The sequence below is a fragment of the Aquimarina litoralis genome, from assembly GCF_039523995.1.
Taxonomy (GTDB): domain Bacteria; phylum Bacteroidota; class Bacteroidia; order Flavobacteriales; family Flavobacteriaceae; genus Aquimarina; species Aquimarina litoralis.
Map to the genome: position 1 here is coordinate 387,616 of NZ_BAAAGE010000003.1, position 26,762 is coordinate 414,377.

25 protein-coding genes and 2 pseudogenes are annotated in these 26,762 nt (G+C 31.6%); 21 read left to right on the forward strand and 6 right to left on the reverse strand.

Annotated elements, in window-relative coordinates; translation table 11 throughout:
- Positions 1 to 150 precede the first annotated feature (150 nt).
- From ABD077_RS16135 to ABD077_RS16155, 5 genes are all read left to right on the forward strand, one after another.
- Positions 151 to 3,063 (forward strand): carbohydrate-binding protein, encoded by a 2,913-nt coding sequence (locus ABD077_RS16135; protein ID WP_343913282.1) that lies wholly within the window; start codon positions 151 to 153, stop codon positions 3,061 to 3,063.
- A 4-nt stretch (positions 3,064 to 3,067) separates the two neighbouring features.
- Positions 3,068 to 4,111, forward strand: coding sequence for a DUF7910 domain-containing protein (locus ABD077_RS16140; RefSeq protein ID WP_343913283.1), 1,044 nt, complete (start codon positions 3,068 to 3,070; stop codon positions 4,109 to 4,111).
- A gap of 729 nt (positions 4,112 to 4,840) precedes the next feature.
- Positions 4,841 to 5,005 (forward strand): hypothetical protein, encoded by a 165-nt coding sequence (locus ABD077_RS16145; protein WP_343913284.1) that lies wholly within the window; start codon positions 4,841 to 4,843, stop codon positions 5,003 to 5,005.
- A gap of 196 nt (positions 5,006 to 5,201) precedes the next feature.
- Positions 5,202 to 5,846: a type IV toxin-antitoxin system AbiEi family antitoxin domain-containing protein gene (locus tag ABD077_RS16150; protein WP_343913285.1), complete on the forward strand. Its 645-nt coding sequence runs from the start codon at positions 5,202 to 5,204 to the stop codon at positions 5,844 to 5,846.
- Between the two features lie 272 nt (positions 5,847 to 6,118).
- Entirely contained in the window at positions 6,119 to 9,172 is a 3,054-nt protein-coding gene (locus ABD077_RS16155; protein WP_343913286.1) for a discoidin domain-containing protein, read from the forward strand.
- A 1,451-nt stretch (positions 9,173 to 10,623) separates the two neighbouring features.
- Here the strand turns inward: ABD077_RS16155 and ABD077_RS16160 are convergent.
- Entirely contained in the window at positions 10,624 to 11,472 is an 849-nt protein-coding gene (locus tag ABD077_RS16160; RefSeq protein WP_343913287.1) for a M57 family metalloprotease, read from the reverse strand.
- Between the two features lie 333 nt (positions 11,473 to 11,805).
- Here ABD077_RS16160 and ABD077_RS25220 point away from each other — a divergent pair, with 333 nt between their 5' ends.
- Positions 11,806 to 11,952 carry a transposase gene (locus ABD077_RS25220; RefSeq protein ID WP_425545869.1) on the forward strand — a complete coding sequence of 49 codons (147 nt, stop codon included), beginning with the start codon at positions 11,806 to 11,808 and terminating at the stop codon, positions 11,950 to 11,952.
- 311 nt (positions 11,953 to 12,263) lie between these two features.
- On the opposite strand, the gene ABD077_RS16165 is transcribed toward ABD077_RS25220, so the two are convergent.
- From ABD077_RS16165 to ABD077_RS16185, 5 genes are all read right to left on the reverse strand, one after another.
- On the reverse strand, positions 12,264 to 12,665 hold the full coding sequence (locus tag ABD077_RS16165; RefSeq protein ID WP_343913288.1) for an acyl-CoA thioesterase: 402 nt from the start codon (positions 12,663 to 12,665) through the stop codon (positions 12,264 to 12,266).
- 839 nt (positions 12,666 to 13,504) lie between these two features.
- Complete coding sequence (locus ABD077_RS16170; RefSeq protein WP_343913289.1) at positions 13,505 to 14,170, reverse strand: DUF2461 domain-containing protein; 666 nt, start codon at positions 14,168 to 14,170, stop codon at positions 13,505 to 13,507.
- Positions 14,171 to 14,175: 5 nt separating this feature from the next.
- Complete coding sequence (locus tag ABD077_RS16175) at positions 14,176 to 15,015, reverse strand: RNA polymerase sigma factor (RefSeq protein WP_343913290.1); 840 nt, start codon at positions 15,013 to 15,015, stop codon at positions 14,176 to 14,178.
- A gap of 3 nt (positions 15,016 to 15,018) precedes the next feature.
- Positions 15,019 to 15,396: a hypothetical protein gene (locus ABD077_RS16180; RefSeq protein ID WP_343913291.1), complete on the reverse strand. Its 378-nt coding sequence runs from the start codon at positions 15,394 to 15,396 to the stop codon at positions 15,019 to 15,021.
- 13 nt (positions 15,397 to 15,409) lie between these two features.
- Positions 15,410 to 16,234 (reverse strand): SDR family NAD(P)-dependent oxidoreductase, encoded by an 825-nt coding sequence (locus ABD077_RS16185; protein WP_343913292.1) that lies wholly within the window; start codon positions 16,232 to 16,234, stop codon positions 15,410 to 15,412.
- A gap of 383 nt (positions 16,235 to 16,617) precedes the next feature.
- Between ABD077_RS16185 and ABD077_RS16190 the strand changes: the two genes are divergently transcribed.
- The 15 genes and pseudogenes from ABD077_RS16190 to ABD077_RS16255 all read left to right on the forward strand — a co-directional run bounded on the left by ABD077_RS16190 (position 16,618) and on the right by ABD077_RS16255 (position 26,369).
- Positions 16,618 to 17,412, forward strand: a complete 795-nt coding sequence (locus ABD077_RS16190) for a hypothetical protein (RefSeq protein WP_343913293.1) — start codon at positions 16,618 to 16,620, stop codon at positions 17,410 to 17,412.
- 206 nt (positions 17,413 to 17,618) lie between these two features.
- The gene (locus ABD077_RS16195; protein ID WP_343913294.1) at positions 17,619 to 19,658 is read left to right on the forward strand and encodes a tetratricopeptide repeat-containing sensor histidine kinase; all 2,040 of its coding nucleotides are present in this window, start codon (positions 17,619 to 17,621) and stop codon (positions 19,656 to 19,658) included.
- 156 nt (positions 19,659 to 19,814) lie between these two features.
- Positions 19,815 to 19,910 (forward strand): annotated as a pseudogene (locus ABD077_RS25225) (hypothetical protein); the annotation flags it as partial.
- Between the two features lie 109 nt (positions 19,911 to 20,019).
- The gene (gene tnpA, locus ABD077_RS16200) at positions 20,020 to 20,361 is read left to right on the forward strand and encodes an IS66 family insertion sequence element accessory protein TnpA (RefSeq protein ID WP_343913295.1); all 342 of its coding nucleotides are present in this window, start codon (positions 20,020 to 20,022) and stop codon (positions 20,359 to 20,361) included.
- Positions 20,361 to 20,723 carry an IS66 family insertion sequence element accessory protein TnpB gene (gene tnpB, locus ABD077_RS16205; protein WP_343913296.1) on the forward strand — a complete coding sequence of 121 codons (363 nt, stop codon included), beginning with the start codon at positions 20,361 to 20,363 and terminating at the stop codon, positions 20,721 to 20,723. Before tnpA ends, tnpB begins: the two co-directional genes overlap by 1 nt.
- Before the next feature lie 248 nt (positions 20,724 to 20,971).
- Positions 20,972 to 21,634, forward strand: a complete 663-nt coding sequence (locus tag ABD077_RS16210) for an IS66 family transposase (protein WP_343913297.1) — start codon at positions 20,972 to 20,974, stop codon at positions 21,632 to 21,634.
- 45 nt (positions 21,635 to 21,679) lie between these two features.
- Positions 21,680 to 22,027: pseudogene (locus ABD077_RS16215) on the forward strand (tyrosine-type recombinase/integrase); the annotation flags it as partial.
- A gap of 610 nt (positions 22,028 to 22,637) precedes the next feature.
- Positions 22,638 to 22,925, forward strand: coding sequence for a YciI family protein (locus tag ABD077_RS16220; protein ID WP_343913298.1), 288 nt, complete (start codon positions 22,638 to 22,640; stop codon positions 22,923 to 22,925).
- A 163-nt stretch (positions 22,926 to 23,088) separates the two neighbouring features.
- Positions 23,089 to 23,445 carry a hypothetical protein gene (locus tag ABD077_RS16225; protein ID WP_343913299.1) on the forward strand — a complete coding sequence of 119 codons (357 nt, stop codon included), beginning with the start codon at positions 23,089 to 23,091 and terminating at the stop codon, positions 23,443 to 23,445.
- A 278-nt stretch (positions 23,446 to 23,723) separates the two neighbouring features.
- Positions 23,724 to 24,137 (forward strand): Crp/Fnr family transcriptional regulator, encoded by a 414-nt coding sequence (locus ABD077_RS16230; protein WP_343913300.1) that lies wholly within the window; start codon positions 23,724 to 23,726, stop codon positions 24,135 to 24,137.
- Positions 24,138 to 24,209: 72 nt separating this feature from the next.
- Entirely contained in the window at positions 24,210 to 24,638 is a 429-nt protein-coding gene (locus ABD077_RS16235) for an SRPBCC family protein (protein WP_343913301.1), read from the forward strand.
- Positions 24,635 to 25,093: a hypothetical protein gene (locus ABD077_RS16240; RefSeq protein WP_343913302.1), complete on the forward strand. Its 459-nt coding sequence runs from the start codon at positions 24,635 to 24,637 to the stop codon at positions 25,091 to 25,093. Before ABD077_RS16235 ends, ABD077_RS16240 begins: the two co-directional genes overlap by 4 nt.
- A 9-nt stretch (positions 25,094 to 25,102) precedes the next feature.
- The gene (locus tag ABD077_RS16245; protein WP_343913303.1) at positions 25,103 to 25,474 is read left to right on the forward strand and encodes a hypothetical protein; all 372 of its coding nucleotides are present in this window, start codon (positions 25,103 to 25,105) and stop codon (positions 25,472 to 25,474) included.
- Between the two features lie 165 nt (positions 25,475 to 25,639).
- A complete protein-coding gene (locus tag ABD077_RS16250; protein ID WP_343913304.1) occupies positions 25,640 to 25,861 on the forward strand; it encodes a hypothetical protein in 222 nt (73 codons plus the stop codon).
- Positions 25,833 to 26,369 carry a hypothetical protein gene (locus ABD077_RS16255; protein ID WP_343913305.1) on the forward strand — a complete coding sequence of 179 codons (537 nt, stop codon included), beginning with the start codon at positions 25,833 to 25,835 and terminating at the stop codon, positions 26,367 to 26,369. The genes ABD077_RS16250 and ABD077_RS16255 overlap by 29 nt, the downstream gene beginning before the upstream one ends.
- The last annotated feature ends 393 nt before the right edge of the window (positions 26,370 to 26,762 follow it).

Genomic DNA, 26,762 nt, shown 5'->3' on the forward strand with positions numbered 1-26,762 from the left:
TTCAGATCGAGATACTTTTATCTGATATGATTTTTTAAATAAATATGAAATAATATTCTTTTTTATAAAACAGAGTCAATATTTATAAATCCGTAAAATTTAATTTAAAATAATTTTAGATTAAATTTTTAACCAACTTAAAATATTCTTATGAAAAATTATACTACGTTAAATTTGTTAGTGTGTCTTTTTATTTTGGTAAATTTTGTTTCGGGACAAACCAATATTCAATCGTCTTCTTTTATTGGAGGTGATTTAGATGATGACCGGGTTTATGGAACTAAATTTTTGAAAGACGGAACTATTATTTTAGCGGCAAATATTAGTAACACTAATTTTATCGGGATTACCCCAAAATTTTTGAATGGAGCAAATGAAAATTCTTCTGGAGCTATTATTAGATTATCAAATGACGGAAGGAGAGTTCTGTCTGTTACGAAGATAGCATCATATATAACCGACATATCCATAGATAGTAGCGAAAGATTGTATATAGCGGCTTACGGAAACTCGCAAGCATTAATATTAGACAAAAATGCTAGTAAAATTTTATGGTCAAAGAAATTTGATAAAAGAGTACATAGAATAGATGTTGGGAATAATGGTAGATTTGTTGTTTTGACAAGTAATGCTCCTCATGATGATAAAAAGGTTTCTGGAGCAAGTATTTATTCTTTTGATAATCAATGGGGCCAAGTTGGTAAATGGGGTTCAGTATCACAATATACTAATGACGTTTGTATTGATGAAACTTCAAAAACTATAATAGGAATTGGTTTTAAGAATATCAGAGCTGCAGATCAATCAGGAAGTAACCCAGTTGATGTTTCGGTTTATAGAGGTTGGTCTTATAATGGAAACTTAAAATATACTGGCTACGACTGGAATGGAAAAAGAGGTAATGCTAATTGGATAAATAGACCTCGAAACAATATGGCTGATACTAGAGGGGCTAGATGTGAGATGGGTAAAGATGGTAAATTGTATATGTCATTTGCAGCAGACGGAGGGAATCATATTTTTAGACACGATCCCTTTGATATAAATAAAACAGTAAATATTGTAGGAGGGGACAGATATCATGTTTTTTCTAATACAGGTACAGAGAAAAAAACCTTTTTTGGGAGATATGAGGCTTCTACAGGAAAATATTTAAAAGGTCAGCAGTTTTGTGCTCGAAGTAGTTCTGGTAGAGGGAATACGGCTCACCCTGAGTTTGGAGATATAGCTGCAGATTCTGAAGGTCGTGTTTTTTTGACAGGTACTAGTGCTTCCGGATTACCATTAACATTAGACCCTTTGCCAGGAGGTTATTCAGGTGGACCTTTTGTACTTGTAATGAGCCCTGATTTCAAAACTAGAGAATTAGTAACGAGGTCAGCAGAACATTTTTCAAGTAGAGGACACTCAATTGATTTTTTAGGTAACAAGATATTAATGGGCGGGTATATTAATTCAAAAAAAGGAAGAAAGCTCGCTACTGTTTCAGCTATCGATAATTCTGCTAATGGTAATGACGGCTTCTTTACCTTGTTTTCTACTTCATCCGATATTGATCCGAATATTTCACCTTCTGCTTCCATTACTTCTCCAACGTCTGGTTCTACATTTAATTTAAGCGAAGACATAATTATCCGTTGTAATGCTTCAGACTCGGATGGTACTATAGATAAGGTTGTTTTTTATGTTAATGGAAATAAGATTGGAGAAGATACTACATTTCCATTCAATATTACTTGGCGTTCTAATACTTCTGGACAATATGTTTTAAGTGCAAAGGCGATAGATAATGATGGTGCTTTTACTACTTCTGCAGAAGTAGTTATTTCTGTAACCAATGATACAGCAGTTCAGTCTCCGTACTTGGGTACGCCTATATCCGTTCCCGGAGTTGTGGAGATGGAGAATTATGATCTAGGTGGAAAAGGTGTGTCGTACAATGATACAGATGCTGCTAACCTAGGTGGAAATTACAGAAATGATGGTGTTGATATTGATGTTGCAGAAAATGGAGGATATGGCATTGGTTGGATCAGGAAAGGAGAGTGGTTAGAATATACTGTTAATGTGAAGAGGTCAGGATTATATAAGATAGAAGCTCGCGTTGCTTCAGCTACTAATTCAGGATCATTTTATTTAGATTTTGGTGGCTCTCGAACATCTACTATTTCAGTTCCTAATACAGGAGGCTGGAGTTCTTGGCGTACAATTTCATTAAATAATATTACCTTATCCCCCGGAGAAAAAGTGCTTCGTTTTTATGCTGTGGGTCGTTCTTTTAATATAGATAAGATAAGGATTAGCATAGATTCTGCTTCAGACCAACAACCTTTTAAGGAAATAATTGCTATTCCTGGTGTTGTGGAGATGGAGAATTATGATTTGGGAGGACAAAACATTTCTTATTACGATAAGGATCAATTAAATCAAGGGGGATCATATAGGAATGATAGAGTAGATATTAGTGTTTCTGGTGCCGGGCATAATATAGGTTGGATAGAGGCTGGCGAATGGTTAGAATATAGCGTTAATATTACTCAGAGATCACTATATGATGTTCGAGCTCGTGTTGCATCTGGTAGGGATTCCGGGTCCTTTCAGCTAGAGATAGATGGTAATCCGGTTGTGGTTTTTAATGATGTTCCCAACACAGGTGGCTGGAACAAGTACACAAATCTAACAAGACGTACTATAATGTTGGATAGGGGAATACACATTATTAGGTTTTATGCTAAGGGAAGCGCGTTTAATGTAGATAAGCTAGTATTTTCAACAGCTAGTCGATATGCTGAACAAGATAATCCTGAACCTGCTTTTAGAGATATTTTTAAAGACTCAAATATTCAAGTATATCCCAATCCATTTAAAACTTATCTTCATATAGAATCCGGATCAGAAAAGGTTGGTAGTGTAAATATTTTTGATTTTTTAGGCAAGAAGGTTTATACAATAGATAATGAGGTAGATCAAATAGACTTGGGTAATTTAAAGTCTGGATTATATATGGCTCATATCATTTTGAAATCAGGAAAAAGAAAGATTATTAGAATCGCAAAAAAATAGTAATATGAAAACAATTTCTTTAACGCTTATAAATGTGCTTATGCTGTTCTTAGTTTTATCATGTGAGACTGAAACAGAGGAACTAGGTGTCGCACAAAATAAAACAAATTCAAATAATTTTATTTCGGGGTTTGAAGGTTCCTTTTTATTAAACCAGTCGTGTTCTGTTAGTGGATCTGATATTTTAACATTGACTACCAAAATTAAAGGAAATGATCTATTAATCGTTGAATTTGATGGGATTACTGTTGAACAAAAGTTTGAATTATCAAACACCTCTGAGCCGACAATTGAATATGTTGGTGATAACTATCAAGTCCAGGGCTTCATCGAAAATAATCAAGTAAAGTTCAAAGTTCAATATTTTAATATAGAATACTGCTCAATTGATTTTACGTTAGATGAACTTTTTTCCTTTAAGGGGAGTTACGAACTTTTCTCTGTGAAAACAAACAGATTATTAAAGATAAACTTAGGAAACTTGATTAATGGAACAGTTGTACTTACATCCATAAATGATTTGAGTACATATGATTTCTTTAAAATAGGAAGTAATGAAATTAATTTTTCCAACAACGATTTTGCTATTAGAGGGAAAATAATTGACGGTTCTCCTTTCATTTATGCTATTGATGCAGGTGGCGATAAATATTACACGAAATTAGACCTGCCCAAAGAACTTGGTTTGAGAGGTTCTAATAATAAATTCGTAAGTTCTGAAAATGGTAGAAAGCCTATGTTTGCAAATCGAAATAGACTTTTATCTTGGGAAAATTTTGAGATAGTTGAATTAGGAGGAAATAGAATAGCATTAAGAGCGAATAACGGAAGATATGTAAGTTTCAGTACGGGACATATTAGAGCAAATAAAACTTCAATAGGGCTCACAGAAGTATTTACTGTGTTAAGAGTTAACAATTCATCTGCTAAAGTAGCTCTATTAGCTAACAATGGAAGATATATAAGTACTGAAAACGGATTTAGAGGAATGACGGCTAACAGATCAGCGATAGGTCCTTGGGAAACTTTTATTCCTGTAAAAAAATAGTTTCTTCATTGATGGTAAGAGAGTTTGTTTGATTTGTTAATCTATAATTCTAAGTATTATTTTTTATTTATTATATAAAAAGAGCATATACTAGGAATCACGGAATTTTATCTAAATGAAATAAAAAAGACCTTCTTTCTTTGTTTAGAAAAGATTGTATGGAGTATGATTGTTAAAACTTATTGCTCTATTAGATTAAGTCAATTGTCTGATTTGACTTACTTCTTGTCAAATCTTGATCCTAATTCGTAATCATACAATGTAATAAAGATTAGAATAAAAATTTTAGAAGAATTACAATCGCAAAATTGTTAATTATTTTCATAGGAATTAAATGACAATTTAGTTTTAATTGGTAATTTGGTTTAATCTCTAGGTAATAATTTATTTATTTATCTAGGGATTTTTCTTAATAGCTCGGATTTTCTACTTTCAACCAGTACCTAAATCTGGGAGGAGGTCATTAGAACGTCACACTTTTCTGAATAATTAAAGTCATTATTAAAAAAAACCTCTTTTTATTTGATAAGAAAGTGCGACAGCAATACCTTTTTTTTGTACTTAAGAATTATAAATGATTAATACTACACATTTTACTCAGACATTCTAGTTTAAGATGTTAAATCTATTAAGGAAAATTATATCATCGATGAAAATAATATAATTTTTGAGAGTACATTTTCTGGAATTGTTGATTATTTAATTGTAGAAGAAGCACATTTAACATAAGTGATAGAAGAGAAGACTGTAAAAGGAACACATAATCAAAACCTAGTACCTCTTAGTTTTGTTTTTGAAGCTAAACAAGCCTCAAATGCTATTGTTTACTTAGTTGGTGATTTTATATTAATGGATGGATTTATAAATGATTATTTTTTATCCAAGCTTGCTTAATTAAATGATGACCCAACAAAAATATTATTTTTATGAGATTTTAATCAATATCGTGGAGGATCTGGTAAAAAATTGTTGTCTTGTCTACACTAAAAATGAGTTACATACTTTTTACTTTAATCACAAAAAAAAATGGAATTTATATTCTTCTGAGACTTTTATAAAATTTATATCTTTTCTATTAAAAAATCATATTGTGAAATTATTTTCTTTTTTAGAAAATAAGCATATTGATGAGCATTCATTTTTTGTAATGTCAAATGTGACATTAAAGGATATAGCGTTTCATAATTTTGATCATGGCTATCTAAGTCATTATAGTGCATTAGAAAAATTTGGATTTGTAAATGCTTCTAAGAGATCTGTCTATTTAACTTGTGATTTCAAGTTTTATAGAGAAAAAGGATTTAGAATATTTGTTGATAACAAGACAATATTTAAAATGGTATGTATCAAAGAAAAATCAAAGAATTCTGAAATAGGTATAATCAGAAAACCTGAGATTTCTAGATATCCTTTTACAGATCTCGAGCGAACCTTAATAGATTGTATTGTATATCCACAGTTTTCTGGTGGTTTGCTCATTGTTCAAGAGGTTTTCGAAAAAGCAAAATATTTCATAGATATTAAAAAAATCATTCAGTATGTTGATGTAATGAATATTGATTTTCCGATTTATCAATTAATAGGTTATTTACTAACAAGGTCAGGTGGTAATATAAAAAATATACACTTTTTGGAGAAAAAGATATCATTATTTGATTATTATGTCAAATATTGCTCTAACGAGAGGGAATATTGCCCAAAATGGAAAGTTTATTATCCTAAATTCAATTTTTAAACTGATCTAATGCCTTTTGAAATTACACATTATAAAATCCGTGAACCTAAATTTAAAGGGTATTTAGGATTTTTTTCCTTGATCCTTCTGTAGATTTCATATGTAAGTCTATTATGTGTCAACTTATTTCAGGGAAAGGCCTAATATTCTATGAAAGTCAATTTTTCAACATAAGCCACTTTATTTATAAAGCGCGTGTATTCTTTTAATTGTATTATTATAGGTAAGAAATAAAATGTCAAAAAGTCTATCTGTAAATTAATAAAAATGATATGAAAAATGAGCCTAAAATTAGTCAGATTTGTTATATACACAAAAGATTAATAATATTCATTTTATTCGCTTTTACTTTTTTAATAGGTTCTGCGCAGCGACCATACAAAACGCTATATGTAGATGCCAGTCAACCTAATGATTCTGGAAATGGTTTAAGTTGGCGTACTGCCAAGAAAACCATTCACGGAGTAAAAAGAGAGATTAGAAAATACAATCGAAAAATGAAAGGTGATATAGAAGTAATCATTAAAGGAGGCACCTATTACACAGGTAGAAATACTTTTCTTTTTGGAGAACCCGATTCTGGGTTTAATGGGCATCAGATAATATATCGCAATGCAGATAACGAGAAGGTGGTTTTTTCCGGAGGAAGAAGGTTAAATTTGAGATGGAAACGTTACAATAATAATTTTTATTATGCACGAAAAAATTATCAATCTAATTTAAGGACTTTATATGTAAATGGTAAAAGATCTCAGATAGCCCGAACACCCTTTACAGCAAAACAAGCAAAAGCTGTTATCAAAAGAGATGCAAGTGGCAAAATTATAGCGGAACAATGTTTTTTTAAAATTCCTATACAATATCTTCCCGCTTGGAGCGGTCACCATCCAGTAGAAATGATGATTAATCATTATTGGACTTTTAGACATTTTAGGATTAGAAAAGTAGTACGTGTTGGTCAAGAAGCACATATATATCCTAGAAATCCAGATCTAAATTTTAAAAGGTTTAACAACATCTTTCTAAAAGGAGAATTTTCTTTCTCTTTTATAAACTCTGGAAATTTTTTCCATCAGGGGCAGTTTTATGATGCAGATGGTGATAATATAAACTACTCTCCTAGAGTTAATGAAAATATTAATAGTGCTGTTGTTATAGCGCCTGTTCTAGAACAAATATTGAAACTACAAGGAAGTAAAAGCAAACCGGTACATGATATTTCTTTCTATGGAATTAATTTTAATCATTCTAATTATGAAAAGATTAATCAAAGTGATATTGTAGGTGGTCAAGCAGGGGTATTGGAAGACGGAGTACTTCCAGCGGCTGTACATTTGGAGAATGCAAATCATATAACATTTGAAAAATGCGTTTTCGAAAAATTAGCAGCAGATGCATTATCTTTAAACAGAAACGTCTCACAATGTAATATTATAGGTAATTACATTGGTGATATTGGAGGTGGAGGTATTTCTATTTTTAATGGTACGCAATCTAAAGGACTACATAATAGTTTTGAATTCGAAGGATTAGTACATACAAATATCATCGCTCAAAACCTTATAGAAGGTATTGGAATAGATTATCCAGGCTCAGTTGGCATATGGATGGTTTATGGTAGCTGGAACCTTATAAAAAATAACACCTTGAGACATCTTCCATATTCCGGTATTTCAATAGGATGGGGATGGGGGCAGCATAATGCAGCTCCGATCCAAGGTAATAGAGTGGCTTCTAATCATATTCACAATGTGATGGGGCAGTTGGTAGATGGTGGTGGTATATATACTTTGGATGATCAAGACGATAATACCGGAAATCGGTTAGAAATTTTTGAAAATTATATTCATAATCTTCACAGAAGTGGATTAGGAAATAAACGATCTCCAATAGTAGGATTATATTTAGATCAAGGGTCTAATAGTATAGCGGTACAGCATAATGTTTATCAAGCTATTCCAGATAATGGATCTGTTCCTGATCCGTGGTTTCATAGTTTAGTTTTCAATCAATCTGATATTAACAATCTAAACATGTCTATTCCACAAATTATTGCCCATCCAAATACCGATTTGATATACGATAAAGAAAATACTTCTGATCCTTACGTGCGTAACCATGCAGGAAGACATCGCGAATATCATCAAATTGCATCTCCTAAAATGAAAAAATCTGTTAATGTAGCTCTTAATGCAACTGTTACAGCATCTTCATCATTAGGGAATAACGACAATTTTAATCCTCAAAAAGGAGTGGATGGTAATATAAATACAATATGGCATACCAGTAACAATAGTAATGGTAATACTTGGTATCAGATAGATTTGCATCGTAAATACCCAATTAATAGAGTAGTTATTACTGCTAGACAAAATATGAATCAGCCTGAGGCGCGGTCTTTCTTTAGAGTACTCGCTTCTAACGATCCTAAATTTAGAAATCATGTAGTATTAGGAAATGTTGGAGCAGTTCCTTTTGATAATAAAGGGAAAGCTTACTTTAATGTTAATAATAGAGTATTTAGATATCTCAGAATTGTAAAAAGACCGGGAAAACCACTTTTTAATTTTGCAGAGTTAGAGGTGTTTTCGAATATAAAAAGAACGAATGTCGCTACGAATGCCCGATCATATGCATCTTCAGTTTTCAATAATAATTATAACTTCTATCCTAATAGAGCATTTGATGATGATATTAATTCTATATGGGCAAGCAATGGTAATGATAAGTCTCCTACTATAGGTTTAGATATGTATAGAAAATATCCTATAAGCCGCATAGAGCTTGTTGCTCGCAAGGATATTAATCAAGCGATATCTAGATCTAATTTTGAAGTTAGAGCGTCTAATGATCATAGTTTTTCTACCTATGAGGTAATTGGAAAAATTGGTAATAAACCCTTCCCCCACAAGGGCAAATGGGCTATTAACGTTTCCAGCACTAAACCTTATCGATTAATCAGGGTTGTTAAAACTGATGGAAAACACTTTAATATAGCAGAGTTAAACGTGTTTACTGATGGGTCAGTAAATAATGGATCTTCTGCTAATCAGGTAAGAAATGAAAAAACATCAGATTCTTATATCTCAGAAAAGGAGGTATTAAAAATATATCCAGTACCATCAAAATCTTTTGTATATCTAGATTTTAAAAGCAATGACACTATTCGAAAAGTCGTTTTACGTGATTATTTAGGAAGAATTGTAAAAGAGTTTCCTTCTTCTACGAATAAAATTGATATCTCAAATATGAACCAAGGATTATATTTTCTAGAGGTGTTTACTACAAATGGTAAGACATTTAAAAAGAAAATTTTAAAACAATAAATGTGATATATAAATTGTAGTCTTCTCTTTTTTAGGGGGCCTCTAAATTCGATGAGTTAATTTTACTTAGTTGAGACTTACAGAAAAATTTAAATTTTTCTGTAAGTCTGGGTATAAATTCTACTGGAGATTTTTTTTAAGCGATTTATGCGGGTAATTGTAATATAGTCTTCTCTTCAATGTTTACTTATTTTTTGTAATTGATAAATGTCCTCAAAGTAATACACATCTAATAATTTAGAATCCCTTTTCTTTTTCTAATTCTCTCGTGTTTCGGTTATTGTCTTTTTCAAAATAAGATATACTAATATTAATAATCAATACTTTACAATTTCAGTTATTAATTATATTGAAGATTGTTGCTTTACAACCACCTATCAAGACATCACTCATAAAATCCTATACTCTTCGACATTGGTTGAGTACTTCAGGGACTTCTTAAGACTGTTTAATACACTTAATAATACTTTTTTTACGTTTCGCCTGAGCTTAAGTTTCTTATTGCAATGAACCTGTAGTACACTTTTTCGATTCCAAACCAAGCCTTCACGACGGATCTTATTAAAGTATTCATCAAAACCTTTGGTGGCGATAGTTATGGACAAGCTTATTTAGCTTATCAATTACCTAACTATCGTACTTCATACTCTGATAATACTAAATCGATCTGGTTAGTCTAACAATATAGCAAGCACGGACAATAGAAATATGATAATGCTCGATTAGATATTTTGTGTGATATTAGATGTCAGAAGGCTTTAGAACTTTTTTGAAAGTATATCTTTTAACATGATAATATCAATACTTACATCAGTATACATTTGCTTGAGTTTTCGATTTTCTTCTTCTAACTCTTTTAGTCTTTTTTAATTGATTGGATTCCATACCACGATACTTCTTTCTCTAGTAGTATATGGTATTTTTGTCAGCACCTAATTTTCTGGTAATATCAGGAATACTACTGTCTTGTTCATTTTTCTTTAAGATTTTGACAATCTGGCTCTCGCTAAATTTATTAATTTTAAATATTATATTTACTAGGGAAGACTACAAATATGGGAAGGCTATGATTTTAAGGCTAGTAACAAACGAGTATAAAAGTAGAATTAAAATGAATGAATTATTATACAAAAGCAATAATTACTTAACTAGCATTATAAATAACAATTCCCGTACTTTTTTTTATTAAAAGGTAATTTACCGTACAATTAGGAGCAACTTGTTATCGCCTTAGAATTTGCGGTAATGATAAAAAACCTATAAAAATGCTTGGCAAGAAATCTTAATAATAAGTAGAAATTTTTGTTTTGATTCTTTATCACTTTTTTAAAATGACTAGTCCTAAAAAAACCGTGCTGAGACAAGGCACGGTTTTTAATTTACAAAATCACGTTGCATTCAAGGCAAATCCGTGATTTTTCTATTGTACTGGCCTATAGTTTTATATTAAATTATCTTCCATATAACTGCCTAAGACCTCTTCTATCTTGTTGAAAGAAAGTTCCTTTGTCCGAAATACTTAAGCAAGCTCTCATGATCGACGTTTGAGAATTTCCACTACGATCTGTACCAGGGATGTATATGGCGCCAGGCTGAATACCAGATAATGAATCCTCATCTATTATACTACCGCAAGAACTTCGTGTTTTATAATCAGAATGCCTTAATCCGAAACAGTGACCTAATTCGTGCATTAAAATAGTAGTAATCGTACCGTCGTTAACGTTACGGAGTAAAGCATAATTAACACGAACTCTTTTAAATGGGTTTCCTCTATTAGGAAACCCAGCATCTGCAGCGGCTGGTATGTTGCTATTAACTCTTACTATAATATCTTTACCTCCTTCTGTATTACCGAAACTTAAATTTAGCTTAATCTTTAAATCAAGCTTATTGTAATTATTTACAGCTCTCCTTAAAGTTCTTTTTAATTTTTCTGGCAACTTAAGACCTCGAACGGAGATGTTCCTTCTCCCTTGATTAGGTACTCTAACCAAATTTCTGGTCCTATATAGTTTTTGACCTTCTATATCATCAATTGAGGGTAGATCCTCGATGGTTTTAATGTCATTTATTGAGAAGAAAATATCTCCTGCCAGATAGCCTTCAGTAATGTTTCCTTCGCCATCATCATAACTATGATCTTCTATAACATTGATATTTACACCTTGTTTTGCTAATTTTTCTAAGACATAATGAGGTATCTTTGTTTGTGAGTTGTTGTTATCAATGTCTTCCCTTTCACAGGAAAACATTAGAATTGTCAATAATGTTAGTGTTATAATCTTAATTAACTTCATGATTCTTCTGTTTAGTTAAACAATTAGTTTGTATAATAAGTTATCGATAATTAAAAATTTCGATTATCAAAAAAATGCTTAGGTAGATAAAAAAGTGACTATAATAATCTTCTTATCTATAAATGTTTTAGTATTTATGAAAATCAATTATAGTAAAATTCACATCCTTTAAAGAATTAAAGATGTCTTGTTATTTTATAACAAAATATTAATACGCTGTTTTTATTGAGAGATGTCCAACATCGCCATGATGATGAATTAATTTAGAAAAATAATTCTGAAAATGGCACTATTTTGAAAGGTGATGTAAGTAATAGCATTTCCACATGCGTCATGAGTTCCTATCTTCTTATGGATATAAGTGTTAGAGTAAAGAAATTAAAGGGGTATTCATCTCGAGACCTACAATGTGAGTTCCTTAAATCAAACAAACAATATTGGAATAGATGCTTTTGGTCATTGTACCTTAAGTACAGGTAAATTACCAATAAAATGGTTTAGAAATATCTTGAATATCATAAGGAATAAGCTCAATCCAGAATAGGGATTTTAATATTAAAATAATGAGGAGGGGATATTTTTCTTTTATTAAATATTTTTCGATTTAAAACTATGCGTCCGTAACGGGTTCTTTTATGTCTGTTGTAATAGGTTTTAAGAGTTATAATAATCTAAAAAAATACCTGACAATTAATAAACAAAAAAATCAAAGGTGGAACTGCTACAAATCTTTATTATAATTCATCAGAATGATAGGCCTATGCAATTGTTATTATTGTTATAGGGTGTTTTTATATTTCATTCCACTTTTTAGAAACAAATTCTGGTATCTCAATTCCTTTTCTTTTTACCGTGTCGATATAAAGCCCTAGTAATTCTGATTCAGAAACCACAATTCCAGTTTCCAAATTTTTCATAATATGTTTTAATAATATTTTCTTACCATAAACTTCAAGAAAATGGGAATTGATTCCTAAGACCTCTCCAGCTACCACTTCCCTAAAATATTTAATATTTTGTTCCAACGCCACCATTCCACTATTATTTTCTTTCATATATTTAGCAGTCAGCCCAAGTGAGGAAAACAGATTCCAAGTTGCTTGGTCGAATTTTTCAACATAAAATTGAACATTCATATGGTTCATATGGTCACAATTCCACGGATATACGGTTCCTTGATAAGTTCTAATCATTTTTGTTTTTCGGTTTTCTTAAATTAAAGATACTGTATTTGTTAGTCATTTTTCGTAATTTAAAAAAGATAACTGATAAGATTGAATTTCAGGAATAAAATTCAGCTACTATTCTTATACAGAAATATGTTTGTAATGAAAGTAAAAAAGTGTTAGTTTCAAAGTCTGTAAGACAAGAAAGTATGTTAAATGAAGTTTTTTAATAATTTTTATTTGAGTGAGCATATTCCTAGAGCAAATTTTGTCGGCGGTCAAAAGCATTATTAGATTTAAACTTTCTTTATAAATATACTTCACAATTTTGTACAGATAGTGGTTAAAAGAGCACTTATGCTCTATTTTTCTTTAATTTGGATTTACTTGGTTTTAATAGAATATCATACGAAACCACAAGCTTTGTGAGCACGTCAGTCTGTTATTGAAAATTGTGTGTTTTTTAGACTATTTTATGACGGAGGACTGTCATGACACTATACAATTATCTGGACACTTCAGTTATTTCTAAAGTCTGTTTTTAAAGAGGTTTTTATTCATTTATTGGTTCCGTAAATAGGTTTAGGTAGGTCAGTAATCGTTCACAGGCTATATATCCTGCGTATGTCAGGATACATGTATCTAAAGAAACTCGTATTTAGAAGTTAAAATAAGGTAAGCTAAATCTAGTTTATCTAAATTTATAAAAAATTAAAAGCTCGTATAATGATTATTATTACATATGCTGCCTTTTTCGTTTTTCTTTCCCGTAAGAGTTTTTGCGTTGGCTTATAAGCCTTTTTGAATTTCTAGTTTTGAGTGATGCGTTGGAAAAAATACAAGTTTGCTTACAAAATCGTAGGCTATTACAATGCTCGATTTAGAAACTCAATTATTGGTTTTACTTCTCTATAGTTATTTATTATTCCAGTTACTGTATTTTCAGATGTTATTTCCTTATCGGTTAGTTTTCTCATTGTGTAAAAGCCCTTCATTCGGAAATATTCAAGAGCTGGACTTTCTTTATCAAATCCTTTTGGAACTGTTTTTAATTCCAATGGCGATTCTATACCGTTCGGAAATGTCTTTCTAAAGGAAGTTGAATTTAATATACTTTTCCAATCCTTTAAATTGGATTCAATTTCTCTACGGAATTTATTTAATGTTGGTGTCTGTGGCATATAAACTCCTCCACCTACAAATGAATTACCTGGCTCTAAATGTAAATAATAACTTGCGTGTTCAGATTTTTTTCCATCAGGATTAAAATTGGCAAAGTAATTTGTTTTGTACGGCGACTTATCGTTTGAAAATCGAATGTCACGATTTATCCGTTTAATACACTTTTTAGCTTGTAAATCCTGTTTCTCTATTTCTGCATCTATGGATTCCAATGCATTTATGATTTCTGAAACAAAGTTTTCAAAATCTGTTCTTGAAGCCTTGTAGTCTTTCTGGTTTTCCTTGAACCACTCTGTCGAGTTATTTTTTTTCAGTTTTCTTAAAAAAGCGAGTGTTTTATCTTGTAACATAATTTTTAATTTTGGATGGTTTCTATCTCGTTTATTGCTAAACGTGTGCATTGCATAATTATATCTTGCATATCTGCACCTTTACTGTTAATTGGGTCTATTGCCGCAACCAAATTTGCGCGAAGTTCATATAGCTTTTCCTTTGATTCTTTTTCGGCTGACTTAACCATTTTGATTTTCAGCAATTCAGATTGTTTGGTTTGTTTCGGGTTGTAAATACCTGCCAATTCAGAACATTGATGGCACGTTCCATTTTTATTGATTAAAGCGCAGCGATTGTCAAAAATTTCAACCATCAATTTTCTACCATTAAAGAGCAGGTGTTTTACAACGCCTTCTGATTTATCTAAAATAGCTGCTATTTCCTGACGAGAAAATGAATAAATATCCTTCAATATAATGGCTATTTGCTCTTCAATGGTCAATGTTTTTGAAATACAGGTAAAACAAAAATCAATATGCTCTTTCAATTCGTAACGTCCTTTATAGGATGTCTTATTAGTCATTTCAAAAAGTTGTTGAATGTATTCGGTCGACATTGCCAATGATTTAGCTTGGTCTTGTGCGTTGGGCAACCAGCGTTTTCTTTTCTTTAGAAAATCATATGCAAGATTTGTTGCAATTTGAAATACCCAGGTTTTAAAAGAAGAATTACCTTTAAATGTTGAAATCTTATCAAATGCTTTCACAAATGCGTCGTGTGTAATGTCTTCGGTATCATTCCTGTCAGTCAACAAACGATAAAGATAAGATTTCAACTGCGGTTGAAATTCTGCAAAGAGACTTTGGAAAGCATTAATGTCGCCTTCCAAAGCATTTTCTAAGATTTTGTTTTGATTGTCCATAGTTTAAAATTTAACGTATCTATCATCTATTGCTACAAACTTTGCATAAATCAATGCCGCCCCAGCCATTGCAGTATCTCTAAAAATTCCTATAAACTGAACAAAATCGCCTTCAATCGCTTTTGGTATATGAATTAGAAGTACAAAAAGTATAAGCTCTAAAGCTGATAGTACTGATGCCAATTTATCAAATTTTTTAAATATGGCAGCTAGTGTAAATGCTATAAGACATAAACCTGAAAAGTAAATCCAAAAAACTTTAAATGGTAAGTAATCTGGAATGTAGTCTATTGTGAATTCTGTTGGTCCAAAATGTAAGAACCCAAAAATTGCGAATGGAAGGATGAATAACCATTTTCCTAAATTTAGTATTGATTTCATAATTGTTTGTTTTTTAAATTACACTCGCGGTTCCGAAATCCACGTCCACTATATGACTGTTCAGTGCAGCACCAGCGTCAGAAACTAAAAAGGCAGCGACCTTTGCCGTACCCATGGTAGAAAGTGTACTTTTTAACAAACTTGATTTAGGCATTTGCTCTGCCATCATTTCGGCTGGGATTCCCATCGTCTTAGCATTTTGAGCAGTAGTTTCTTGAATGGTTCTCGTGTCAGGCATCGCAGTTGGGTTAATACAGGTCACTTTAATACCAGACATACCAAATTCTGATGCCAGTACTCTTGTCAATCCCTCAATTCCTGCGCAGGCTGCTGTAATTCCTGACATAAAAGGTGCTTTTAGTCTTGAAAGACTTGCGGTTAGCATTAGAATTGTTCCTTTAGTTTCGGTTTTTTGTATAAACCTTGCACCAATTCGAGCCGTCAAAAATTGTGAACCTAAAACGGTTTCAAGTGGTTTCATAAAAGTTTCAAAAGGTAAAGTTGTCGAGGGTGTTCCATATCCGCCTTCTTCGGCTCTGATTCCAATACCGTTGAAAACAATATCAAGTTTACCTTCTTTATCAATAATTTGTTGTAAGAAGTTTTCAATCTCATTTTCATTAGTCGCATCCACTTGGAATGTTTTAGCGCGTTGTCCTGAGTTTGCCGAAAGGAAATCAACATTTGCATTAATCTCATCTGAAAGTGATTTCACTTCATTCAAGTTTCTTCCTGAAACGTAAACAAATGCTCCTTCTTTTGCCATTTCTATGGCTACTTCGCGAGCGATTGCTCCATTGGCAGCAAATATTGCTGCTACCTTGTTTTGTAATTTCATAATTTGTTGTTTTTAATGGTTCATACTCTTTAGACTTTTGAGCAAACCAAAACGGTCGGGATTTTTGAAATTATTTTTTATACGTGCTATATCGGTAAATAAATTGGAAGAAGTTTTATGGCATTTAGATCGAACTTTAACCTTAATGATTTGTAATAAAAATACCAATTTTCAGTAAACATTTATGTGTGCGAGAATCGATTTTTTACTAGTTTATTTTGCTTGGATTTTTATGTCATAATTTATTAAACTAATACTAGTAATGAGATAAAAAGTGATTTTCTTAAAAAATGTAATTTATTCAAAAACACTGCAAGCATTTTAAAAATTTTTAAATACAAGCCTATTTACATTTGCATTCGAAATTTTAAAACCTATTAAAAATGAAAAAAAAATTAATGTTAATCGCTGTTGCAGCAATGACCATTCTACAATCTTGTAATAATGATGATTTAAATGATCAGGTTGAGTTGCAAGGTGAAGAAACAGAAAAAGAATTACAAGAAAAAGCCAATAATTCAATTCCATTGCCTGTAATAGAGCCGTTTAACCCAGAGAGTTGTACTAGAGAATTAGGATGCCCCGGAGGAGCTACTATCTCTGTAGGTAATGTAGATAATCAAGAGGATATACATTATATTTTACTGAATGAGAATGATGAATTTTTACCAAAGTTCGGGGATAATATTAAAGATAAAAGGACTTGGCGAGGAACAACTGATTTTTTAAATGTACCTGATGGGGAGTACAAAATAATTTCAGTTGGAAATTATGAGGATTTATGGGATTATGAAAAAGGTGAGGATGTTCCTACGAGTGATCCTGTTTATGTGACAGTAGATTGTGGAGCTAACCCTAATCATCATCCTGTTATTCACGGAACAATTTATGCTAGCCCTAATGTTGGAGAAACAGAGATTGTCGATGTCTTTGAGAGAGGAGTCTCGGATCCAGATGGTGACGATTTAGTAATTGGTGATGATTTTTTTGGTCACTATGTGCCGCATTATCCAAAAACAGTTGATGTACAATTAGTTGAGAATAAGTTAGTAATAAAGAGAATTGCCAAGGGACCGTATAAAATAGTTTATTATACAGTAAGAGACGGTAGAGGAGGTATCACTCAAGGTAAGATTTTTGTTCAAGGAAGAGGAAGTACAAACGGAAATAACATTTAGTTAATAAATATTCTATAATCTTAAAGGTCGTCTTTTATTTGAGTTAATATTTAGTTAGTAACCTGAGAATCTCATATAGTTATTATATAATTTCTAGTTGATTCTCAGGTTTTACATGTTCATAAATTAGTTGTATAAATTTAGTTTTAAATTTCTTATATTCAGGGAATAATTTAAAAATGATGAGATATAGATATATATCATGTATGATAATTTTTTGGACAGGTATTGTCTGTTCTCAAGAGAGATTGGACAGGAATAATATTCAGGATAGTGTTAAATATTGGGTAAGCAAGATTGAATACTACAATAACATTCAAAGTGATTCTTCTAATTTTTTTATAAAAAAAACTATTCTTCACGAAAAAGAGCTTGTCTTAGAGGATAAGCATAAGTTATATCAAGAGTTAGATCGTTATTACGCAATAAAAGATCAACATAAAAAAAGAAGATTTGTAATCGAAAAAGGGATTGGCATTGCCAAGAAGTTAGACGATCCAAATTTATTATTTCATTCTTTAAGTTCATTAGGATCAATGTATACCTCCTTAAGACTAAAGGACTCTGCTTTGATTTTTTTTAATAGAGCAGACTCTTTACTGTCGAACAATATTGATCCAAACTACAAGTTTAAACATTTGGTCAGTAAAGGTCTTTTATATAGTAGAAATGGAAACTTAGAAAAAGGACTGAATAATTACCTAGAAGCTTTAAATTTTATAAAAGAAAAAAAAGACTCTGATCCTAGCTTGGCTTTGTTGTATAATAATATAGGATCTACTTATTTTAGACTAGATAAGAATAACGAAGCAATTGATTATTTTTATAAATCGTATAAGTACAGCAAGAAATCGGGTCAATATAAATTGATTTCAATGAATCTTTACAATATAAGTAGCGTTCTAATCGAGCTTGAGGATTCATTGCATATCGCAAAAAAAAGATTAAAGGAAGCTCTGGTATATGCAGAAAAATCTAAAAGTGATTTATTAGTAGCGAAAATTTATAATAATAATGCCGTAATCTATGAATATGAAAAGGACTATAATTCTGCAATCGTAAATAATAAATTAGCAATTGAGGTATACAAGTCTCTGGATGATCTAAATAGCATTTCTTTAACATTACAAAATTTAACTCTCAACTATGTTTCAAAAAGGAACTTAGATAGAGCAAATTTTTACACGGATTCAGTACTAAAATTTGTAGAATCTAATAGCCTAGTTTTTGAAAAGCCATATGCGTATGAGTTAAAATCAAGTGTCGATTCAATTACCGGAAATTATGAGTCATCTTTAAAATATTATAAAAAATATATTTTTATCAGAGACAGTTTAAATGATATTAAAAACACTGATAAATTAAAAGTACTTCAAACCAAGTTTGCAACTTTAGAAAAAGACAAGAAGATCGCAAGTCTAAAAGGTCTAAAACAATCTAATGAAATTAAATTAGCTCAACAAAAACTTGAAAAATATATATTACTTGCGACGATTGGTATGGTACTGATCATTTCATTTTTTGTGTTTGTGAGTTATATAGAAAAGAGAAAAATGGCGGTATTGTTAATTGATAAAGGGCTAGAGATCAATGATAAGAACCAAAGTTTAATTGCTCAAAGTATATCATTGGAGCAAACCATAAGAGATAAAGAAACACTACTTCAGGAAATCTATCACAGAGTGAAAAATAATCTTCAGTTAGTATCAAGTATGTTAAATCTACAAGCAGAAAAGTATGACAGTGAGGTTATCGATGGGTTTGTGTCTTGTAGTCAAGATAGAATCCTGTCAGTTTCTCTGGTACATCAAATTATGTATGAAGGAGATAATATCGAAAAAATTGATTTTCACAAATATTTAGAACGTTTAATGGCTATGATAGTTTACTCTCCTGATGATAAGATTAGTAGACTTAATTATAAAATTAACGCAGAGGGCCATTTTTACGGTATAGACATTGCAATTCCCTTAGGGATAATTATTAATGAGCTTATTCATAATTCTATAAATTTTGCATTTATCGATAAAGAAGATCCAGAAATTATTATCAAAGCAGAGCAAATCATAGATGATAAAAAGGTAAAAATTACCATACAAGATAATGGTGAATTTAACCAAGAAATAAGTAATAAATCTTGTTCAGGCAAACTTCAATTAGTCAATATATTGATACAACAAATTAAAGGAACAATTCTTTTTAATAACATTGATGGAACAGAGGCTACTATTGAGTTTGCAGTTTAATCTTATTTTAAATAAATGCTCTTTCTAATGATATTATTAAGAGGAACTTTATAGATTAATCGTATCCATCCGTCTAAACGCATCTTGATTTGATTCTGTTCTAGGTATATTTTTGCTAAAAAAAACAGATATGTCTAAATCCTCAGTATGAATAGGATGAGTAATTTATTATCTCTTTACCAAAGTTCAGGTCAAAGTAAAAAAGCATTTGCCAAATCATATGGCTTAACAGAAGGGAAGTTATATTATTGTGTTAAGAAGTTTTCAAAAGAAAATATTACAACTTCAGTAGTTACTTCTTCTGTAACGGTTGGGCAAACCACATCTTGTATACCATTCATTCAGGTTCTAGTTTTGTGGTATGCAAAAAGAAACTACCAAGAGAAAGAAAGAGATGTACTCCATATTAAAGAACTGGCGAAAAAGTTCTTTGAGTTTAAAAGAATATGGCGAAAAACGCGGTATCAATTATGGTATTATGAAATACTGGAATAGACAGTTTAGGATTGAATTTCCAGAATCCAAAAAAACAATTTCAAAAAAGAAGCCTATTTTTATTCCTGTTGAAGTTTCTAACCCCATTAAGAAAGAAGTTGTTTCCAAAACAGTACCCATTGAGGTTCATTATCCTAATGGAGTTTTTCTACAATGCTCTTCTGATATCTGTAAAAAAGAACTGAAAACCCTAATTACTCTTTTCTAATGTTTGGACTTACTACGACTCATCGGTTTTATTTGTGCAGTAAGCCAGCTGATATGAGAAAGGGATTTAACGGTCTTTGTGGTTTGATACAAAATGATCTATCTACATCACCTACCGATGGTTCTGTGTATATTTTCATCAATAAAACCCGTCATAAGGTGAAGCTACTTCATTGGAGTGGCAGTAGTTTTATTATGTATTACAAGCGATTGGAGTCTGGTACTTTTGAGATTCCTTATTGCGATCAGAAAGCAGGTAGTATTTCTCTTAGCTATTTACAATTGGTTTTGCTTATTGATGGAGTTTCCATAACTGATATCAGTAGAAGAAAACGTTATAAATCAGTACTTGAAAATGTATGATTTAATTTTACATATCCTAAGGTTTAAGTATTTTTACAATACGGAAATTACCCCAAACAATTCTTTATCTAACGATCAGTTTTTCTCCAAGAAGCATATGATAGTCTAGTAAAAGAGCATCAAAAACTACAATTTGATTATCAATATCTACAACAGCAATTATCTGAGTTAAAACGAATGATTTTTGGCAGTAAAAGTGAACATACATTTCTTCAGATACCGGACAATTAGATTTATTTGTTGAGCAATTGGAAGTTTCCAATACTACACCTGAATCTATCGAAGTAAAGTATAAAAGAGAGAAGCAATTAATAGAAAAACAACAACCTATTCGCAGCTCACTTCCATCGCACTTACCCCGAATAGAGGAGATTATAGAACCTAGTAAAGTTTCTCCTAATTCCAAAAAGATTGGAGAAGAAGTTGCCGAAATATTAGAATATAACCCTTCTAGTATTTTTGTTAGAAGAATTGTTCGTTCTAAGTATATAATACTAGAAGATAATACAATAGTAATTGGCTCACTGCCATCATTTCCAATTCCAAAAGGAAATGCTGGGGCTGGATTACTGGCCCATATCATGGTTAGTAAATTTGTTCACCATTTACCTTTTTATAGACAACTACAAATATTTAAAAGTCAACAATTTAATATTAGCAAAGGAACACTATGCAATTGGTTTAATGCAACTACTAAACTACTAGAATCTTTATATGACACATTGCAAAAAGAGCTTTTACAAAGTAATTACCTTCAGATAGATGAATCACCAATTGGAGTTCAGGATACTAATAAAAAAGAAAAACTTCATATGGGGTATCATTGGGTACATCACGCTCCATTAGAACGATTGGTCTTATTTAAGCATGCTCCCAACAGATCAAGAAATGTACCAGAAGATATATTATAGTACTCCCCATTTTTAAGACAGCAAGTTAAGATGTAACTTTAATATCGATATTCGCTGCTATCTCAAACGATACTTAAAGACTTAAGAATCTATTATAAAGAATGGAAACCCAAGGAATATCTATTTGAAGGCGCAAAAGGTGGTAAATACTCAACAGAAAGTGTGGCAAAAATTGTTAGAAGAGCTAGTACCAAGTCTGGTATCTTACGAAAAATAACTCCACAAATGCTAAGGCATTCTTTTGCAACCCATCTTTTAGAAGATGGAACGGATATTAGATATATTCAAACATTATTAGGGCATAATAGCACAAAAACAACCGAAATCTACACACAAGTTGCCCTAAAAAATTTTCAATCAATTAGAAATCCACTAGATTTGGAAAAAATATAATGGAAATATGTGTACCGGTGCACATATTTCCATGTTATCTGTGCATTTTAGGAATCCGAAAAGTAGAACGAAAGCAACAAACGGTTAACCACACCATGACTTGAGTATTTTTGTGATGGTTAGTGTCTAATCGAGGAAAAAGCGATAAGAAAAACCAAAATTGAGGAGGATTACGGAGCAGTAACGTGCTAAAAAATCGCTTTTTTGGCTGATCAGCTTCTGACGAAAAAAAGTTCAGGTCCATTTAGTAAGGTCCATTACTAATCCAATGATTGCAAGGTGATCGCAAGAAGAAAAAATAAAATTGACGGAATAATTACGCAAGTAATATCACCTTGCTTGGCATGTTTGCTAAGGTTAGCGACTGAAAAAATAAACGCACGATAACAAGATATATGTGCCATAGCAGCAAAGTGATCAATCGAAAAGTTGTTGTATTTTTGGTAAGGCACAATGCTTGCAGAATGGAAAAGTTAGCAACCAATGCGCAGAAAAATCGAAAATCAAGGTAACAATTTACTCTGCTACGACACATATATTAAACGTTGTGTGTCATACCCAAGCAAAACGTAAACTGAATTTAAAAACGATTAAAAAAACAGAAATCTAAATGTTCATTATAAACTTGACCTATAAAGCCGAACTTGAAAAAATTGACCAATTTCTCAATGACCATATTGATTTTTTGAATGAACAATATGAATTGGGAAATTTTCTTGCTTCAGGTCGAAAAATACCAAGAACAGGTGGAATAATATTATCAAATATCGAATCTAAATCTGAATTGGAGAAAATTATACAAAAAGATCCTTTCAAGAAAAATGAGTTAGCGGATTATGAACTGACTGAATTCGTGCCAAGCAAAACTTGTGAGGAATTGAAATTCTTGATGGAATAAAGAAGTACGAACACACAACAATGTGTATAAGTAATAGCGGTTTAAATGATAAAACGAAAGACAAGATATAAAACAAGGGTCAGTGCAAAACCGAAAGGTTCGTGAGTAGAAATCCGCTACTACTCGTACACTAACCGTTGTAGTTAATTAAAGTAAATTAAACATGAGTTACGATTTAGATTTTTGGAAATACAAAAAAGACACATACTTGAACAATCAAGAGGTTTATGAAAAATGTTCTGAAGAAAAATTTGTAGAAGGTTTAGAAGATTTACCAATCGATTCAATTCTAAAAGACGTTCAAACCGAATTTACTGATTGGAAAATGGAGGAAAGTAATATTGATTATGAAAACCCTAAAGGAAATGGAGCTTTTCAAATATTCAACACAAAGAAATTTGTTCGATTTGACTGTTACGGAATGGAAGGAGAAGATATGAATCGAATTATCGATGTGATGGATAAATATGATTGTCCTCTTTATGATCCACAAGTAACTCAAAGATTTGACGGAAAATAGAACTAACTACAACACTGTATATGTTTAATTACGCGCAAAGCCTACGCTACAGCCTTTAACTAAACATATACGTTACCTGCAAGGCTAAAAGACCGAACACGATAACAAAATTTGACTGTGAAATTTGAACAAGTTAAGACAATTCATAGAAAACTACACTTCACTTCCGACAGACGAATGGAAGCAAATTTCTGTTTGCTTTGAGAAACGAGTGATTAAGAAAGGTGAGATTGTTTTAGAAGAAGGTAAAGTGTGTCAACACCTCTACTTTTTGGAAAGTGGACTACTTCATTTTTATATCAACAAAGACGGAAATAATTTCACAAAGTTTTTTACCGAAGCACCTTATTTTTTTCACTTCTCAAGCAAGTTTTAATTCTCAAAAACCAGCAAACGAAAATATTCAATCCATTGAAAAATCAGTTGTTTGGCAAATTTCATATCGGCATACTAATGATTTGTATAAACTGAAAAGTTGGACATACTTTGCGAGAAAAATAATCCAAGAAGTACAGTTTTTTACCGAAGAGATTTTAGAAGAACTTCAAACAGAAACAGCAGAATTTCGCTACAAAAAAATGCTTGAAAACGAACCTGAACTTTTGAAACGAATACCATTAAAAATTTTGGCTTCTTATTTGGGTATTGCACCACAGTCTTTAAGCAGAATTAGAAAAAAATTGACGACTTAACATACAATAGGTGCAGTAGTTTCTCATTTTTCAGACAGAACTTTGCAAAAAGTTTCAATAAAATTCCTGAAAATGAAGCAAAGTAATCATCATTTTAGTTTTACAATTTCTGTAAACACCACAAAAGCCAAAGTTTGGCAGACACTTATTGACGTTCAAAATTGGCACGAGTGGGACACCGAACTTATTGAAGCAAGCCTTGAGGGCATTTTTGAAAAAGGTGTAAAGGGAACTATGATACCTAAAACAGGACCAAAACTGAAATTTTACATTTCCGAACTAATCCCTAATCAATCATATACTATCAATACAATAATGCCGGTTGGAGAATTGGTAATTAAGCGTAGTTTGACAGAAACAAACAACGAAGTTCATTTTACGGACGATATTGCATTTACAGGGTTTCTGAAATATGTTTTTGGGTTTATGCTTGGCAGTAAATTCAGAAAGGTATTGCCAGAAGTGATGAATAACTTTAAAAGAATAGCAGAAAGAAAATGAGAACAATATTTCTTTTATGTTTGGTTTGTACGTTTTCAAAGTTGCAAGCACAAACAACTGAACCTAAATTGCCTATTGGAAATATCAGATTAAGTTTTTTAATTTTTCCATCGTTTACCATATTGCTAACTTTGGAAATGCGGACTTTGGACAAATTAACCATTCAGTTAGAAACAAATTTTATAAAGACTCACGGTGTGAACTTAAAGTATTTTATCAGTCAAAGAATGGATGGACATTTTGTATTTGTTGGAAATGCATTTTTAGAAAGTGATTTTTTGCGAAAAGAGAAAAACATAACTTTCCTACCTTATGCAGGTTATGGATACGCTTACAGATTTGGAAAATCAAAGGCTTGGACCTTTGACAGCCGTTTAGGCATAGGCCGAACAATAAATGCAGACAATAACCTAATTCTTCCTGTTTTAAAAACAGGTATTGGACGAACCTTTTAAAAAGTAAAAGTGATAGCACTAAAAATAGTTTACATAGCAAACATCATTGTTGCAGGTTGGATAAGCGTTACTTCGTTAATAAGTCCGCAAAAAGCTGCGTTGACAATTTTTCAAAATGCTTACCAGCCGACAGAAATTATAAGACTTGTTGGTTGTTTGTGGTTAGCCATAGCAATTTTATCAATTTTTGGACTTTGGCGACCAATTTCGTTTTCGCCCATTCTATTAGTTCAATTAATTTATAAGGGAACTTGGCTTTTAGTAGTTGCATTGCCAGCAATTATAAATAATCAACTTTATCCATCAGGAATGGCGTTGTTTTTTCTAACTTGGGTATTAGTATTACCTTTTGTTATCCCGTGGACCGAGTGGACAAAGTAAATTGACCGAGAAGATGCCCAGCAGGTAACAAAGTGTATAAGCAATAGCGGTTTAAGTGCTAAATCGAAGCTCAATTGTTTAAATTAAACTATATTGCTATCGGAAAAGCAGTTGTTTTTAAATCCTATACTACTCATAAACAGACAGTTAGGTACAAGGAGAAAAATGAGTAACAATATCTCGAAAATTAAAAACGACGTACAATACAGAAATTCTGAAGCTTGGAAAAAGCTATGTGAATATGTAGATATTGTTGCTAAAGATGGCTCTGATGAATTTTCTCCAAGAGACTATTTAGGAGATGAATTATTTGCACAAATATATACTCTACCTGAAACTATTGGTAAACTAAAAAAAAGTGAAGAAAGTTTGGCTTTATGGAAGTAATCTTAAAAGAATTCCTCCTGAAATTGGACAAATGGAATCATTAGAATATTTTGCCCCGTATACTTCATACGACCTAAAGTGGTTTCCATATGAACTTACCAAATCCAAGAATTTAAAGGACAGTAGAATAAGTACAAGAGCATTTTTTGGGAATTTTAAAAATAGAAAGCCGTTTCCCAAGCTAGACCATAATCCTGTGAAGTATGAAGGAGAAAAAGTCAAATGTAGTGTTTGTGATAAAAGTATGTCCTATGATGAGACAAATCAATTATGGATAACACTAAGAATTGGAACGAATACCTTCTTCTCTCATACCCTTAGAAATGAACAGTACAGAATCTTGTTCTTCGAAAGCTATTATCATTCCTGCTTTGGATGGGTTGGATATCCAAATTTCTATATTATGTTTGCATTAAGTAGTTCGTTAAATTTTAAGTTGTATGCTCATTCTGTAGATATACGGAAAATTTTTGATACGCTCTGCAATTTGGTTAGTAATAATCTATAGAGTAACCCTACCAATGGCTCAGTATATATTTTTATCAATAAGCTTAGCAATAAGACCAAGTTGTAGCACTGGCAAGAAGGTGGTTTTGAATTACCCATTCATGATGCTACTACAGCTAGCTTTACTTTGGATTATTCTTAATTGGTTTTATTGAAGGATGGAGTGTCTACTACCAATATTAAGCGAAGAAAAAGATATAAACAAACACGAAAACAGATTGTAATTTAGCAGTTGTCTATTATTATTATGTGTTTTGACCTATCAAGATTTACTTGCTGGATATGAATCTCAAAAGAAGACCATAGCTTCTTTACAGCAACAGCTAGCAAGTCTCTATAAAATTGTTAATGGTTTTAAATAAGAACGTTTTTTACTAGTCAAAGTATATTCGTT

Bases quoted from the DNA above. Each gene is read 5' to 3' on its own strand.
- ABD077_RS16240 (WP_343913302.1), top strand. From the start codon at position 24,635: ATGAGAACAATATTTCTTTTATGTTTGGTTTGTACGTTTTCAAAGTTG.
- ABD077_RS16175 (WP_343913290.1), bottom strand. From the start codon at position 15,015: ATGGACAATCAAAACAAAATCTTAGAAAATGCTTTGGAAGGCGACATT.
- ABD077_RS16180 (WP_343913291.1), bottom strand. From the start codon at position 15,396: ATGAAATCAATACTAAATTTAGGAAAATGGTTATTCATCCTTCCATTC.
- ABD077_RS16225 (WP_343913299.1), top strand. From the start codon at position 23,089: ATGAGTTACGATTTAGATTTTTGGAAATACAAAAAAGACACATACTTG.
- ABD077_RS25220 (WP_425545869.1), top strand. From the start codon at position 11,806: ATGAGTTCCTATCTTCTTATGGATATAAGTGTTAGAGTAAAGAAATTA.
- ABD077_RS16140 (WP_343913283.1), top strand. From the start codon at position 3,068: ATGAAAACAATTTCTTTAACGCTTATAAATGTGCTTATGCTGTTCTTA.
- ABD077_RS16160 (WP_343913287.1), bottom strand. From the start codon at position 11,472: ATGAAGTTAATTAAGATTATAACACTAACATTATTGACAATTCTAATG.
- tnpB (WP_343913296.1), top strand. From the start codon at position 20,361: ATGTTTGGACTTACTACGACTCATCGGTTTTATTTGTGCAGTAAGCCA.
- ABD077_RS16165 (WP_343913288.1), bottom strand. From the start codon at position 12,665: ATGATTAGAACTTATCAAGGAACCGTATATCCGTGGAATTGTGACCAT.
- ABD077_RS16170 (WP_343913289.1), bottom strand. From the start codon at position 14,170: ATGTTACAAGATAAAACACTCGCTTTTTTAAGAAAACTGAAAAAAAAT.
- ABD077_RS16235 (WP_343913301.1), top strand. From the start codon at position 24,210: ATGAAGCAAAGTAATCATCATTTTAGTTTTACAATTTCTGTAAACACC.
- tnpA (WP_343913295.1), top strand. From the start codon at position 20,020: ATGCAAAAAGAAACTACCAAGAGAAAGAAAGAGATGTACTCCATATTA.
- ABD077_RS16185 (WP_343913292.1), bottom strand. From the start codon at position 16,234: ATGAAATTACAAAACAAGGTAGCAGCAATATTTGCTGCCAATGGAGCA.
- ABD077_RS16155 (WP_343913286.1), top strand. From the start codon at position 6,119: ATGAAAAATGAGCCTAAAATTAGTCAGATTTGTTATATACACAAAAGA.
- ABD077_RS16250 (WP_343913304.1), top strand. From the start codon at position 25,640: ATGAGTAACAATATCTCGAAAATTAAAAACGACGTACAATACAGAAAT.
- ABD077_RS16220 (WP_343913298.1), top strand. From the start codon at position 22,638: ATGTTCATTATAAACTTGACCTATAAAGCCGAACTTGAAAAAATTGAC.
- ABD077_RS16135 (WP_343913282.1), top strand. From the start codon at position 151: ATGAAAAATTATACTACGTTAAATTTGTTAGTGTGTCTTTTTATTTTG.
- ABD077_RS16195 (WP_343913294.1), top strand. From the start codon at position 17,619: ATGATAATTTTTTGGACAGGTATTGTCTGTTCTCAAGAGAGATTGGAC.
- ABD077_RS16190 (WP_343913293.1), top strand. From the start codon at position 16,618: ATGAAAAAAAAATTAATGTTAATCGCTGTTGCAGCAATGACCATTCTA.